The following is a 12,689-nucleotide window of genomic DNA, read 5'->3' on the forward strand; positions in this document are numbered from 1 at the left end:
ATCTCCTCAGGGTTGTCCGGGGGAGCGGCGGCGTCGATGGCACCGCTGGTGTCGGGTACTGTCCCGCGCCGCCGAACGCGCGGGCAACCGTACGCTCGTATGCCAGGACGACCGGCCCACCGGTTGGCGCCGGACGTGTCACGTCAGGGCCGTCCGTCACCGGTGTTGACCTGGGAGTACGCGGTAAAGCAATCGAAGTGAATCGATTATGTGATCCAGCTCCGGGCGCCGTCGGCCGGGGTTACCCGTCAGTACGGAGCAGGCCGCCCCGCGGTTCAACCGCGCAGCGCCGCGACCGCCTCCGCAGTGGTGCAGACCGTGCCGAGCCGGCGGAAGACATAGTCCACGGCGAACTCGTGGGCATACGCGTCCAGTCCGGACATGGCGTCGTGCGGCAGCACCATCCGGTACCCGACCTCGTCGCCGATCCGGACGGTCTGCTCGACCCCGAAGTTGGTGACCAGGCCGGCGACGACCAGCGTGTCCACGCCCCGCTCGCGCAGTGCGGCGTCCAGACCGGTCTGGTGGAACGCGCCCCAGCTGTGCTTGACGATCGCGACGTCGCCGTCGCGCGGGGCGACCTCGGGCAGCAGTTCGCTCCCGGTCGGCTGCGGGTCGGGGCCCGGCCGGTCGACGCGGACCACCACCACGGTGGCGCCGGCGGCGCGGGCCGCGTCGGCGAGCGCGAGGCAGCGCTCGACCACCTCGGGGCCGGTGTGCGGGGCGGTGGGCAGGTCCACGATGCGACGCTGGAGGTCGATCAGGACGACGGCGGTGCGGTGCGGGTCGAGGGTGTCCACGCTCAAGATCGTATCCGGGGGATGCGGCCGTTCGTGGCCGCTGCCGGAGCGGGCCCCACCTCTGCCGGCGGCTGCGCCGATCCCGCCCCGATACGCGGAACCGGCCGCCGGAGCGAGTCCGACGGCCGGTTCTGCCTGCGGGTACGTCAGCTGGTGAAGGTGATCTTGTCGCGACGGCGACGCAGCGTCATCAGCACGACGCCGCCGCCGATCAGCACGATGCCGGCGAGCGCGATGCTGGTCGCGGCCACGCCGGTGATCGGCAGGCTGCCGCCGTTGTCGCCGTTGCCGCCGCCGTTGCCGCCGCCCGTGCCCGGCGAGACGGAGCCGCCAGGCGGCGTGCTCTCGGTCGGCGGGGTGGTGGTCGGGGTCCCGGGCGGGGTGGTCGGCGTCGTCGGGGTCGTGCACTTCGGGACCCAGAAGACCTTGTGCTTGACGCCGCCCGGCACGCCCGCCGACTCGATGGTCAGCTTGACGTGGTAGCCCTGCTTCGGCTGCTCCTTGTAATTCGTCAGATCCCAGTCGGACACGTGGTACGTGAAGACCGCGTCCTCGTCCTTGCTGCCCCCGCCGGCCGGGGTCGTGCTGATCGTCCTGGTCTCCGAGGGGGTCACCTCTTCGCCGGACCCGGACGGTGGGTGGATGGTGAAGATGATCTTCGCCGTCTGGCCCTCGTCGAAGTTGAAGAACCGGACCTGGAAATCGCAGCCGACGTGCGGACGGTTGGCGATGTTCGGGTCGTTGTGGTTGTCGACGTCGAAGTTGTCGATCTTGACGGTCCCGTTGTTGCCAGCCGGGTCGGTGGCCAGGGCGGGAGATCCGAGAGCGAGGCAGGCCGTGGCCGCGGCCGCAGCGAGGGCCGCGCGCGCCAGGTGCCGGCGCTGTGCCATGTGGAATCCTCCGGGATTGGGTAGGGCGGACGTGAAATGATCGCATAAACCGGCACCGATGACGACATCGGACCGCCGGCGTCGGCCGGAGCCGTTTGGCGATTGGCGCGGAAAGTCGCGGACGATCCTCGGCGAGTCGCCGTAACGCGGATCGGCCGCCGGACGTGTCCGGCGGCCGATCGCGGCTGCGGGTGGGTCAGCTGGTGAAGGTGATCTTGTCGCGACGGCGGCGCAGCGTCATCAGCACGACGCCGCCACCGATCAGGATGAGGCCGGTGAGCGCGATGCTGGTCGCGGCCACGCCGGTGAGCGGCAGGCCGCCCTCGGTGCCGCCACCGGCGACGCCACCCACCGAGGAGCTCGGCGTGGCCGAGGTGTCGCCGGTGGGGGTCTCCGACGCGGAACCGGACGGCGACTCAGAGGCCGACGGCGACTCGGACGCGGACGGCGACTCGGACGGGGTCGGCGACCCGGACGGGGAGGGCGACGGCGACGGGGACTCCGACGGCGCGGCGGCGCAGGTGTGGGTCAGGTTGAACTTGTCCTGCGGCACCTGCCCGTGGATGGTCGACTCGCCGCTCTCCAGCTTCCAGCCGGCCGGCGTCGCGAACCAGACCTTCTTGGCGCCGCTGTCGGTCGTGAAGTGGCCGTCGGCGAGCGTCTTGAAGGTGTCGGCGGTGCCGTCGTTGTCGGTGTCCCAGCCGATGTTCACCGCGTCGACGCTCTCGACGTCGTTGCCCGGCCAGATGAACACCCAGATGTCCTGGCCGGCCTGCTGCTCCGCGCCGGCGCACTTGCCGAAGCCCTGGTCGAAGCCCGCGTCCGACGCCACGATTTGCTGGCCGGCCTGACGCAGAGTGGGGTTGGTGACGGTGGCCGACGCCCAAGCCGGGGTGGCGAGTGCGAGGCAGGCCGCAGCCGCGGAAGCGGTCACAGCCGCGCGCGCCACGTGCCGACGCTGTGGCATGAGGATTCCTCCGAGATGGGGAGAGGTGACGGCACATGATCGCACGGAGGTACCCGACCGGCGACATCGGACGTTCGGCCTGAGCTGCGTCGACGTGGCGTGTCGAAGGGGAGAATGAGGGAGGGTTGAGCCGAATTCGCGGCGTGTCGATGTAACGCGCAGGGAACTTCCGACGCTGCTGGCGGCGCGTGCCGAGCGGCGGGCTCGTCTTCACAAGCCGGTGACGCTCACCATGCATTGTCGGCCGTCAATGGCAGTGCTTCCGCCGACACGGCCGGCAGCGCCTCCGCGGCCTCCGCGCCGCGATCGGCGGCCGGCTCGCCGGGCCCATCCACGGAGCCACATATAGACGGTCTTGTGGCCCGCGCTTCCGTGATCTCTATACTGCTCCCACATTTCAATGATCATCGATTCCGCGGGGGGCAACCGATGGCTGTACGACGTCTGGGTGCCGGACGCGAAGTTGCGCGTGCGCACCATCACGGGCCGGGCTCTGAGCTGCGCGTTCATCGTCGCAGTGCGCGGCGGGCACCCGCCCGGCACCGCGCTTCGGTGACCCTGCCGAAGCCGCCCGGCGCGGTCCGGTACCGGCCGTAGGCCCATCGCCCCGATCTCCTCATCCGCCCACCGGTCCTGACCCCAGGTCCGGACCGGCCCTCCTGCCTGCCCGTCGACGTCACGTGTCCCGGCCCACCGGGGGCGGACGGCGGCAGTGCGCGAAGTCGGGGCCGACGAGAGCCTCACCGGGACCCTGGCGAGTGGGACGCGCCGGGAGTGGTCCAAACCTCTGTCACATCGATCGACGGCGGCGGAATTCACCGGAACCCGGTAATCACGCATGCCGCGGGGGAGCACACATGCATACCGTCCGCCCGCCCTTGCCACCACCTCCGCGTCGCGGCCGACCCCGGCTGCTGATCGCCGCCACCGGCGCGGCCCTCATGGTCACGTCCCTGCTCGGCGCGCCGCCATCGGCGTCGGCCGCGGCGCAGTACAAGCCGCCGGCCCCGCAGAAGGTGCCCACCGTGCCGGTGTCCCCGGTGGTGCCGGGCACGCCAGGAGCACGGGCCGTGATGCCCGACGCGACGCGCAAGCCGGCGCCGGCCTGGCCGGCGGCGGGAGCCGCCGAGGTGGACCTCGCCGCCCGCGCGGCGGCGCCGGTCAGGGCGGGTGCGCTCCCGGTGCGAGTCGGGGCTGCGGGCACGGGCGCGGTCTCCGCGGCCGGGCGGGCGCTCGCCCCCGCCGTCACCCCCTCCCGGCTACGGGTGGAGGTGCTGGACCGGGCCGCCACCGAACGGGCGGGCGTCCGCGGCGTCCTGCTCCGGGTGGGCCGGACCGACGGAGTCAGGAGCGCGGGCAGTGCGGCGCTGACCGTCGACTACGCGAGGTTCGCTGAATACCGGGAGTGGGGCACGGTGCAGTCCGCGAGCAATCCCAAACCGGGTGGCGAGCGGATCGTCACCGGCTCGGACGGCTCCGTGTACGACTCTCCCGCTCATTACCAGTACTTCATCGTCGCCGTACCGGGGTCGTGACATGTGGAAGAACTCGGAAGCTCCCGTCCAGGTGCTCGTCCGTACCACCCTGCTCTCCCTGGACGACGTCGTACCACCGACGGGTGAGGTCGCAGTGGCCCGCCTGGACGGTGCCGAGATGACGGACGTCGACGGCGTGTTCGGGCAGTTCAGCGATGCGTTGCGGTTCCCGAGCTACTTCGGGTGGAACTGGCCGGCCCTCGCGGACTGCCTCCAAGATCTCCACTGGTTGGCGGGCCGCCGCTACCTGGTCGTCATCGCGAACACGTCCTCGGTCCTCCGCGAGAACGAAGGTAGGAGAGAGGTCCTCTTCAGGATCCTCACCGACACCGGCCGGTACTGGGCGAATTCCTACGACGCTCAGGACTACGGCAAGGGGCCGCGCTTCCACGCCGTACTTCTCTGCGAGGAGGGTGAGGCCGAGTCGCTGCGGCAGGAGGTCGCGGCGGCATCGAAGCGGTGACGGCGGGGTGACCGCCGGCGGCGTGCAGGCCGTGGCGGCCTCGGAGATTGAGGCCGCCACGGCGCCCGCCCGCGCCCAGGGCATCCCGGTGTTCGTCCTGCCCACCGGGGCCGGCGGCGGGCACGACGCCGTCTTCGACGCTGTCCGGGCGGCGCTGCGGCATGCGCCTTTGTCCGTTGGGATCGGCGGTGGGCGGACAGGCGGCCGCTAAGCCGGCCTGCTCCCGTCCGATGCCACATGTTCGGGCATGGCCCGGGTAATGCCGACGGAGCATTGCCGCATCTGCAGATCCATACTTTTGAGGGCCCAATCGTCCGGATCTTCTGGGGTGGTTGAGTGAGGACTCAGGCCAAGAACCGCTTGCTGATGACCACGGCGCTCGACTCGGCGCGACGGTCGGGCGGCTCTGCCGACAGCTATTCGTGGGTTTGGGTGCTGCCACTTCCGGATGGCAGGTTCAGAGTCGCGGCGATCGAGGTGCCAAAACAGCTTGTCGATGATGATGTCTGCTTCTTTGAAGAGGACATGAAGACTCCTTTTCTGAGGATTGTGGATGAAGTTGGCGAGGTGGATGCGGCAGTTCTGGAAGCTGGCGCGGACCCGGAGCAGCTGGATGCGCCGTGGAATAACGACTTTCCGTTGTAGTTTCGCGGGAGTCGCGTAGCGGCGGGCCGGGCAGGAGCGTGGAGTTTCGTCCAGCCATGAGCGCCATGGTGGCCTCGGAGATCGAGGCCGCCACGGCGATCGCCCGCGCGCAGGGCATGCGGGTGTACACGTTGCGTACCGGGTCCGGGGGGCGCTAAGGCAGGCTGACCCGATGGACCGGGAGTTGCTGACCGTCGGGCACGGGGCCGCCGACCGGGACCGGCTCGCGGAGCTGCTGGCCGGCGCGGGCATCGCGCTCGTCGTGGACGTGCGGCGCTACCCGGCCAGCCGGACCAACCCGGACGTCCGGCGCGAGGCGCTCGAGCGCTGGCTCCCCGAGCGGGGGATCGGCTACCGCTGGGAGCCGCGCCTCGGCGGCCTCCGGCACGTCCGCGCCGGCGAGCCGGAGCCGGACACCTGGTGGACCGTCCCGGCCTTCCGGGCTTACGCCGGGTACACCCGGACGCCCGAGTTCGACGCGGCGCTGGACGAACTGCTCGCGGACGCGGGACGGCGGAGCACCACGGTGATGTGCAGCGAGAGCGTGTGGTGGCGCTGCCACCGACGGCTGATCGCCGACGTGGCGGTGCTCGGCCGGGGGATGCCGGTGCGGCACCTCATGCCGGACGGCCGGCTCAGCCCGCACCGCCCGGCCGAAGGCGCCCGCCGCCTCCCCGACGGCCACCTGATCTGGGCCGGCTGACCGCCGGAACCGGATGGCAGCGCCAGGGATCACCCCGCTAGCCTCCCCACATGCCGGAACTGATCACCCCGACCACCCGCCTGCACCGGTCCTGGTTGGCCGCGAGGGACGAGTGGGAGCGGGGCGTCCACCAGGACGGCAGCGGGCTGCGACCGAGCGACGACGTGGACTCGCCGGAGGGCTTCGCGGACTGGGTGAGCCGGCTGCGTGACGGTGCCGACGAGTCCCGGCCGCTGCCCGACGGCCTGGTCCCCGCGATCTACTGGTGGATCGCCGAGGGGGACGAGGTGCTCGGCGCCATCTCGCTGAGGCTGCGGCTCAACGACTTCCTGCTGAACGCCGGCGGCCACATCGGATACGGTGTCCGCCCCTCGGCCCGGCGGCGGGGCGTGGCGACCTTCGCCCTGGGCGCGGCGCTCGCCGAGGCGGCCCGGCGGGGCGTCGACCCGGTCCTGGTCACCTGCGACGACGGCAACGTCCCGTCCGCCCGCACCATCGAGCGGCACGGCGGGATGCTGGAGGACGTGCGGGACACCGAGCTGGGCCGCACCCGCCGCTACTGGATCCGTACCCGCTGAGTCAGTCGCGCAGGTCCTCGGCGAGCAGGTCCATCAGCAGGCCGTCGTGCCAGCGGCCGTCCGCGCCGCGCTCGTAGCGGCGCATGATGCCCACCGGGCGGAAGCCCACCTTCGCGTACGCCCGGATCGCTGCGGTGTTCGCCGCCGCCGGGTCGATGGTGAACCGGTGGTGGCCGTACTCGTCGACCAGGTGGCGGGCCAGCGTGCGGATGGCGTCCCCGCCGAGGCCGGCGCCGCGTACCGCCGGGTCGAGAAAGATGTCCAGGCTGGCGTGGCGGTAGTCCGGGTCGGTCTCGGCGTACCACTGGATCGCACCGACCAGCCGCCCCTCGTGCTCGATGGCATACACGGTGAGCTGGTCGTCGGCCAGGTCGGCGCGGACCGCCGCGGCCAGGTCGTCGTCGCCGCGCCACCAGCGGCGCACCTCCGGGGTGGCCCGGATGGCCGCGAGGGCGGCCACGTCGTCGTCCGTCACCGGCCGCAAGGTCACCGCCCGCCCGCGCAGCACGGGTCAGCCCCGGGTCTCGCCGTGCTCGACGCAGACCGCCGACCAGCCGGTCGGCACCACCTGCACCTTCATCCGGCGTCGGCAGTGCGCGCAGTAGCGCGGTGGCTCCAGCGCCCGCGCGGCCGCGCACGCCTCGTGCGGCACGGAAGCCTCCGCACCGCAGCGGTCGCACCACAGCTCGGTCACCGTCATCTCCGCCTCACAGGGTCGCCGACAGCGCCTTCACCGGCATCTTCAGGTCGTCGAGGAGCTTCAGGTCGTCGGTGGCCGGCCGGCCCAGCGTGGTCAGGTAGTTGCCGACGATGACCGCGTTGATGCCACCGAGCAGGCCGTCCCGGGTGCCCAGGTCGCCGAGGGTGAGCTCCCGGCCGCCCGCGTACCGGAGGATGGTGCGCGGCATGGCCAGCCGGAACGCGGCGATGGCCCGCAGCGCGTCCTTGCCCTCGACCACCGGACGGTCGGCGAGCGGGGTGCCCGGCCGCGGGTTGAGGAAGTTCAGCGGGACCTCGTGCGGGTCCAACTCGGCGAGCTGCGCGGCGAACTCGGCGCGCTGCTCCACCGTCTCGCCCAGGCCCAGGATGCCGCCGCAGCAGACCTCCATGCCCGACTCGCGGACCATCTTCAAGGTCTCCCAGCGCTCCTCCCAGGAGTGCGTGGTGACCACGTTCGGGAAGTAGGAGCGGCAGGTCTCCAGGTTGTGGTTGTAGCGGTGCACGCCCATCTCGACCAGCTCGTCGACCTGCTCCTGGGTGAGCATGCCCAGCGACGCGGCGACCTGGATGTCGACCTCCGCCTTGATGGCCGCCACACCCTCACGCATCTGCTTCATCAGCCGGGCGTCCGGGCCACGCACGGCGGCCACGATGCAGAACTCGGTCGCCCCGGTGGCCGCGGTCTGCTTGGCCGCCTCGACCAGCGCCGGGATGTCCAGCCAGACCGAGCGGACCGGCGAGGTGAACAGGCCGGACTGCGAGCAGAAGTGGCAGTCCTCCGGGCAGCCGCCGGTCTTCAGCGAGACGATGCCCTCGACCTCGACCTCCGGGCCGCACCAGCGCATCCGTACCTCGTGGGCGAGCTGCAGCGCGGCGGGCACGTCTTCGTCGGGCAGGTTCAGCACGGCGAGGACACCGGCCTCGTCGAGACCGACGCCGTTCTCCAGTACCTGGGTTCGGGCCTGGTCGAGGATCTCTGGCATGGCTCGTACCCTACAAGGCCGCCCAGGGGCCGGGAAACGGCCGCGTGCGGCGCCCCGATCGGGCCGCGACCAGCTCCTCGGGCGGCCTCGGCGAGCCGGCCCGCGCCACGCCGGGGCGGGTTCGGCGGGTGGTAACTTCGCCCCGCGGCAGTGCCCGGTGGGGCGACGATCGGCGGAAGGAACGTGACGGTGGCGGACTGGCTGGCGGCCCTGGACCGCCGCGCCGAGCTGCGGGCGAAGGCGGGGCTCACCCGCACGCTGCGCCCGCGGGCCGCCGGTGACGCCGTGGTCGACCTGGCCGGCAACGACTACCTCGGCCTGGCCACCCACCCGGAGGTCACCGCCGCCGCCGCGCGGGCGCTGTCCGCGTACGGGCTGGGCGCGACCGGGTCGCGGCTGGTGCGCGGCTCCACCGACGCGCACCACGCGCTGGAGGACGCCCTCGCCGACTGGCTCGGCGCCGACCGGGCGCTGGTCTTCTCCTCCGGTTACCTGGCCAACCTCGCCGCCGTCCGGGGCCTGGTGCGGCCGCGTACCCTGCTCGTCTCCGACGCGCACAACCACGCCTCGCTGATCGACGGCTGCCGGATCTCCGGCGCGGAGACCGTGGTCACCCCGCACGCCGACGTCGCCGCGGTCGCGGCGGCGCTCACCGCCGCGCCCGGCCGGCCCGCGGTGGTGGTCACCGAGTCAGTCTTCTCCGTCGACGGCGACCTCGCCCCCCTCACGGAGCTGCACGCGGTGGCCCGCCGGCACGGCGCGCTGCTGCTGGTCGACGACGCGCACGCGCTCGGCGTCACCGGCCCGGCCGGCGCCGGCGGGGTGGCCGCCGCCGGGCTGGCCGGCGAGCCGGACGTGGTGGTCACCGCCACCCTCTCCAAGGCGCTCGGCGGCGCCGGCGGCGTGGTGGCCGGCCCGGCCGAGTTCGTCCGGCACCTGGTGGAGACCGGACGGACGTTCATCTTCGACACGGCTCCGCCCCCGGCGGTGGCGGCCGGCGTGCTGGCGGCGGTGCGGCTGGCCCGGGCCGGCGACGCGCTCCGCGCCGAGCTGGCCGAGCGGGCCGCCCGCACGGTCCGCCGGCTCGGCGCGGCCGGCCTGGAGGTCTCCGCGCCCGATGCGGCGGTGGTCTCAGTGACCGCGCCCGGGCCGGAGGCGGCGACCGCCTGGGCGGCCGACTGCCGGGACCGGGGTGTCGCGGTGGGCTGCTTCCGGCCGCCGTCCACCCCGGACAGCCGCTCCCGGCTCCGGCTGACCATCAGTGCCGGGGTGGCCCGGGCGGACTTCGAACGGGCCCTGGATGTGATCCTGGAGTGTGCGCCATGAGCAACGGCAACGGCTGGACCGGGCCGGTGCTGGTGACCGGCACGGACACCGAGGTGGGCAAGACCGTGGTGACCGCGGCGATCGCGGCGGCGGCACAGGCCGCCGGGCTGCGGGTCGCGGTGGTCAAGCCTGGCCAGACCGGTACGGCCACCGGCGAGCCCGGCGACGTCGATTCGGTCACCCGGCTGGCCGCCCCGCTCACCGGCCGGACCCTGGCCAGCTACCCGGACCCGCTCGCCCCGCTCGCCGCGGCCCGGGTCGCCGAGCTGGAGCCGCTGGAGCTCTACACCGCCGTCGACGCGATCCGCGAGGAGACCGACAAGCACGACCTGGTGCTCGTCGAGGGGGCCGGCGGGCTGCTCGTACCGATGGGGCTGCGGCCGTCGGGCGAGCCCTGGACGGTGGCCGACCTGGCGGTGTCGCTGGGCGCGCCGGCGGTGGTGGTGGCCCGGGCGGGTCTCGGCACGCTCAACCACACCGCGCTCACCCTCGAGGCCCTGGAACGCCGGGCGATCCCGGCGGGCGTGGTCATCGGCGCCTGGCCGGGGGAGCCGGAGCTGGTGCACTGGCTCAACCTGTCCGACCTGGTGCCGAACCTGCTCGGCGCGGTGCCGGCGGGTGCCGGCGCGATGGACCCGGGGGTCTTCCGCCGGTCCGCGCCAGGCTGGCTCACCCCGGCCCTGTACGGGGTGCTGGACGACTGGCGGGCCTGGGCCGAGGACGCCGGCTGAGCACCTGACTTTCGTCGGTGCCCGGCCCGGACCGCCGTCGGTAGCGTGGCCGCCGTGGAAACCCGCGACGCGGACCGCCCGTCGACCCGCCGGCGACCCCTCGGCGACCTGCTGCTCTGGGCCGCCGTCTCCGCGCCGGTGGCGTACGCCGGGCTCACCCCGCCCTGGCCCCGGTACGCGGCGCCGGTGCTGGTCGGCTCGCTGGCGCTGCTCGCCCTCGCGGTGGCGGTCGGCCGCCGGCTGCCCCTCGCCGCGCTGGCGGCGGTGGTGCTCGGCTCGCTGCTCGACGGCAACTTCGTCTTCGCCATCCCGGTGTTCAGCTACCTCGCGGGGCGGCGCAGCGCCGGCGCCGGCCGGGTGGCGGTGCTCTTCGGCGTGATCGCGGTCGCCGGGACCGCGCTCAACCTCGGCCTGCTCGGCACCGGGCCGGCGACCTGGTTCCTGCTCGCCTCGGTGCTGCTCTTCGCCGGGGTGTTCCCCTGGCTGCTCGGCCGGCTCCGCCGGCAGCAACGGGCCCTGGCGGAGGCCGGGCGGCGGCACGCCGAGGCGGAGGAGCGGGAGCGGCGGGCGGCGGTGGACCGGGTGCGGCTGCGCGAGCGGGCCCGGATCGCCCAGGAGATGCACGACTCGCTGGGCCACGACCTGAGCCTGATCGCGTTGCGGACCGCCGCCCTCGAGCTGGCCGCCGGCCTGGCGCCCGCGCATCGGGCCGCGGCCGGCGAGCTGCGGGCCAGCGTGGCCGCGGCCACGGAACGGCTGCACGAGATCATCGGCGTGCTCCGCGAGGAACGGTCCGGCTCGCTGCGACCGGCCGACGAGACCGTGGCCGAGCTGGTCGACGGGGCCCGGGACGCCGGGATGGCGGTGGTGCTGCGGGCCGGCCCGGCCGACGTCGCGCTGCCCCCGCGCGCCGTGCACGCCGCGCACCGGGTGGTTCGGGAGGCGCTGACCAACGCCGCCCGGTACGCCCCCGGCGCCCCGGTGACGGTCACCGTCGACCGGGCCGACGGCGAGATGGCGGTCAGCGTGGTGAACGGCCCGCCGCCGGCCGGCCCGCTGCCGGGGCCGGCGTCGCACGGCTCCGGGCTGCTCGCCCTGCGCGAGCGGGTCCGGCTCGCCGGCGGCGTGCTCGACGCGGGCCCCCGGTCCGGCGGCTTCGCCGTGTCCGCGCGACTCCCGCTGGCCGCCGCCGGGCCGATTGCGGCGGGGGCGCCGCCCGACCTGACGGGGCCCGGCCCGGTGGGGGGCGTCGTCGACCTCGGCCCGGCGGCGTCAGCTGGCGCGGCAGGTACCCGCCGGGCGGCCGGGACGTCCGACGACCGGCCCGCCGAGGCGGCGCGGCGACTGCGGGACGCCCGCAGGCGGGTCCGGCGCAGCCTGCTGGTGGCGTTCGGCGCCCCGGCCGTCCTCGGGCTGGTGCTCGCCCTGGTCCACTACCCGCTCGCGACCGCGGGCGCGGTGCTCGACCGGTCCGGGTACGAGCGGCTGCGCGTCGGCGACCCCCGGGACCGCCTCGGCCTGCCCGAGCGGCAGGCGGACCCGCCGACCGCCGACGTCCCGGCGGGCTGCGAGTTCTACACCGACGGCAACTTTCCCTTCGCGGAGCCGATCTGGCGGCTCTGTTTCTCCGACGGCCGACTGGCCAGCAAGGAGCGGATCACGCGGTGACCGACGACCACGGGCACCCCCTGCGGGTGGTGCTCGCCGACGACGAGGCGATGGTGCGCGCCGGGGTACGGGCGATCCTGGCCGCCGATCAGGGGATCGAGGTGGTGGGCGAGGCCGGCGACGGCCGGGCCGCCGTCGAACTCGTCCGCGCCCACCGGCCCCGGGTGGCGCTGCTGGACATCCGGATGCCCCGGTGGGACGGGCTGAGCGCGGCGGCGGAGATCCGGCGGCTGGTCCCGGAGACCGCCACGATCATGCTCACCACGTTCGGCGAGGACGAGCTGATCGCCCGGGCGCTCGGCCACGGGGCGAGCGGCTTCCTGCTCAAGTCGGGCGATCCCCGGGAACTGCTCGCCGGGATCCGGGCGGTGGCCGACGGCGGGGCGTACCTGTCACCCCGGGTGGCGCGCCGGGTGATCGAGCTGAGCGGCGGGCGGATGGCCCGGACCCCGTACGCCCGGGACCGGCTGGCCGGCCTGACCGAGCGGGAGCGGGAGGTGCTGGCGCTGGTCGGGGCGGGACTGTCCAACGCCGAGATCGGCCGCCGGCTGCACCTCGTCGAGGGCACCGTGAAGAGCTACCTGACCAGCATCTTCACCCGGCTGGAGGTGCGTAACCGGGTGCAGGCGGCGATCCTCGCGTACGAGGCGGGGCTGGTGCCGCCGGCCGATTGACCAGCC

16 protein-coding genes are annotated in these 12,689 nt (G+C 74.0%); 10 read left to right on the forward strand and 6 right to left on the reverse strand.

Annotation, left to right across the window (positions count from 1 at the left end):
- Nucleotides 1–275 precede the first annotated feature (275 nt).
- The 3 genes from ACZ6S5_RS02265 to ACZ6S5_RS02275 form a co-directional block, all read right to left on the reverse strand.
- Nucleotides 276–800 (reverse strand): isochorismatase family protein, encoded by a 525-nt coding sequence (locus ACZ6S5_RS02265; RefSeq protein WP_465996861.1) that lies wholly within the window; start codon nt 798–800, stop codon nt 276–278.
- Between the two features lie 146 nt (nt 801–946).
- Nucleotides 947–1,690 carry an LPXTG cell wall anchor domain-containing protein gene (locus ACZ6S5_RS02270; RefSeq protein ID WP_465996863.1) on the reverse strand — a complete coding sequence of 248 codons (744 nt, stop codon included), beginning with the start codon at nt 1,688–1,690 and terminating at the stop codon, nt 947–949.
- 196 nt (nt 1,691–1,886) lie between these two features.
- On the reverse strand, nt 1,887–2,639 hold the full coding sequence (locus tag ACZ6S5_RS02275; RefSeq protein ID WP_465996865.1) for an LPXTG cell wall anchor domain-containing protein: 753 nt from the start codon (nt 2,637–2,639) through the stop codon (nt 1,887–1,889).
- A 418-nt stretch (nt 2,640–3,057) separates the two neighbouring features.
- On the opposite strand from ACZ6S5_RS02275, the gene ACZ6S5_RS02280 reads away from it, so the two are divergent.
- From ACZ6S5_RS02280 to ACZ6S5_RS02305, 6 genes are all read left to right on the forward strand, one after another.
- Nucleotides 3,058–3,213 carry a hypothetical protein gene (locus tag ACZ6S5_RS02280; RefSeq protein ID WP_465996867.1) on the forward strand — a complete coding sequence of 52 codons (156 nt, stop codon included), beginning with the start codon at nt 3,058–3,060 and terminating at the stop codon, nt 3,211–3,213.
- Between the two features lie 301 nt (nt 3,214–3,514).
- Complete coding sequence (locus ACZ6S5_RS02285; protein ID WP_465996869.1) at nt 3,515–4,192, forward strand: hypothetical protein; 678 nt, start codon at nt 3,515–3,517, stop codon at nt 4,190–4,192.
- Nucleotide 4,193: 1 nt separating this feature from the next.
- Entirely contained in the window at nt 4,194–4,655 is a 462-nt protein-coding gene (locus tag ACZ6S5_RS02290; RefSeq protein WP_465996871.1) for a barstar family protein, read from the forward strand.
- Between the two features lie 336 nt (nt 4,656–4,991).
- Nucleotides 4,992–5,300, forward strand: a complete 309-nt coding sequence (locus tag ACZ6S5_RS02295; protein ID WP_465996873.1) for a hypothetical protein — start codon at nt 4,992–4,994, stop codon at nt 5,298–5,300.
- A gap of 172 nt (nt 5,301–5,472) precedes the next feature.
- Nucleotides 5,473–6,003, forward strand: a complete 531-nt coding sequence (locus ACZ6S5_RS02300; RefSeq protein WP_465996875.1) for a DUF488 domain-containing protein — start codon at nt 5,473–5,475, stop codon at nt 6,001–6,003.
- Between the two features lie 50 nt (nt 6,004–6,053).
- Nucleotides 6,054–6,581, forward strand: coding sequence for a GNAT family N-acetyltransferase (locus ACZ6S5_RS02305; RefSeq protein WP_465996877.1), 528 nt, complete (start codon nt 6,054–6,056; stop codon nt 6,579–6,581).
- Between the two features lies 1 nt (nt 6,582).
- Here the strand turns inward: ACZ6S5_RS02305 and ACZ6S5_RS02310 are convergent, their stop codons facing one another.
- From ACZ6S5_RS02310 to bioB, 3 genes are read right to left on the reverse strand one after another with little or no spacing between them, the layout of a single operon-like run.
- Complete coding sequence (locus ACZ6S5_RS02310; RefSeq protein WP_465996879.1) at nt 6,583–7,089, reverse strand: GNAT family N-acetyltransferase; 507 nt, start codon at nt 7,087–7,089, stop codon at nt 6,583–6,585.
- A gap of 3 nt (nt 7,090–7,092) precedes the next feature.
- Complete coding sequence (bsaP, locus tag ACZ6S5_RS02315; RefSeq protein WP_465996881.1) at nt 7,093–7,281, reverse strand: biotin synthase auxiliary protein BsaP; 189 nt, start codon at nt 7,279–7,281, stop codon at nt 7,093–7,095.
- Nucleotides 7,282–7,288: 7 nt separating this feature from the next.
- Nucleotides 7,289–8,284 (reverse strand): biotin synthase BioB, encoded by a 996-nt coding sequence (bioB, locus tag ACZ6S5_RS02320; protein WP_465996883.1) that lies wholly within the window; start codon nt 8,282–8,284, stop codon nt 7,289–7,291.
- Between the two features lie 189 nt (nt 8,285–8,473).
- On the opposite strand from bioB, the gene ACZ6S5_RS02325 reads away from it, so the two are divergent.
- Genes ACZ6S5_RS02325 through ACZ6S5_RS02340 form a run of 4 tightly spaced genes read left to right on the forward strand, consistent with a single transcriptional unit; the run spans nt 8,474 to nt 12,683 of the window.
- Nucleotides 8,474–9,610, forward strand: coding sequence for an 8-amino-7-oxononanoate synthase (locus ACZ6S5_RS02325; RefSeq protein WP_465996884.1), 1,137 nt, complete (start codon nt 8,474–8,476; stop codon nt 9,608–9,610).
- Complete coding sequence (gene bioD, locus ACZ6S5_RS02330; RefSeq protein WP_465996886.1) at nt 9,607–10,341, forward strand: dethiobiotin synthase; 735 nt, start codon at nt 9,607–9,609, stop codon at nt 10,339–10,341. The genes ACZ6S5_RS02325 and bioD overlap by 4 nt, the downstream gene beginning before the upstream one ends.
- Nucleotides 10,342–10,395: 54 nt before the next feature.
- A complete protein-coding gene (locus ACZ6S5_RS02335; protein WP_465996888.1) occupies nt 10,396–12,009 on the forward strand; it encodes a sensor histidine kinase in 1,614 nt (537 codons plus the stop codon).
- Entirely contained in the window at nt 12,006–12,683 is a 678-nt protein-coding gene (locus ACZ6S5_RS02340) for a response regulator transcription factor (protein ID WP_465996890.1), read from the forward strand. The genes ACZ6S5_RS02335 and ACZ6S5_RS02340 overlap by 4 nt, the downstream gene beginning before the upstream one ends.
- Nucleotides 12,684–12,689 lie beyond the last annotated feature (6 nt).

The sequence above is a fragment of the Micromonospora sp. NPDC051924 genome (assembly GCF_055586005.1).

Coding starts and splice junctions, on each gene's coding strand:
- ACZ6S5_RS02270 (WP_465996863.1), bottom strand. CDS start 1,690: ATGGCACAGCGCCGGCACCTGGCGCGCGCGGCCCTCGCTGCGGCCGCG.
- ACZ6S5_RS02280 (WP_465996867.1), top strand. CDS start 3,058: ATGATCATCGATTCCGCGGGGGGCAACCGATGGCTGTACGACGTCTGG.
- ACZ6S5_RS02285 (WP_465996869.1), top strand. CDS start 3,515: ATGCATACCGTCCGCCCGCCCTTGCCACCACCTCCGCGTCGCGGCCGA.
- ACZ6S5_RS02290 (WP_465996871.1), top strand. CDS start 4,194: ATGTGGAAGAACTCGGAAGCTCCCGTCCAGGTGCTCGTCCGTACCACC.
- ACZ6S5_RS02300 (WP_465996875.1), top strand. CDS start 5,473: ATGGACCGGGAGTTGCTGACCGTCGGGCACGGGGCCGCCGACCGGGAC.
- ACZ6S5_RS02305 (WP_465996877.1), top strand. CDS start 6,054: ATGCCGGAACTGATCACCCCGACCACCCGCCTGCACCGGTCCTGGTTG.
- bsaP (WP_465996881.1), bottom strand. CDS start 7,281: ATGACGGTGACCGAGCTGTGGTGCGACCGCTGCGGTGCGGAGGCTTCC.
- bioB (WP_465996883.1), bottom strand. CDS start 8,284: ATGCCAGAGATCCTCGACCAGGCCCGAACCCAGGTACTGGAGAACGGC.
- bioD (WP_465996886.1), top strand. CDS start 9,607: ATGAGCAACGGCAACGGCTGGACCGGGCCGGTGCTGGTGACCGGCACG.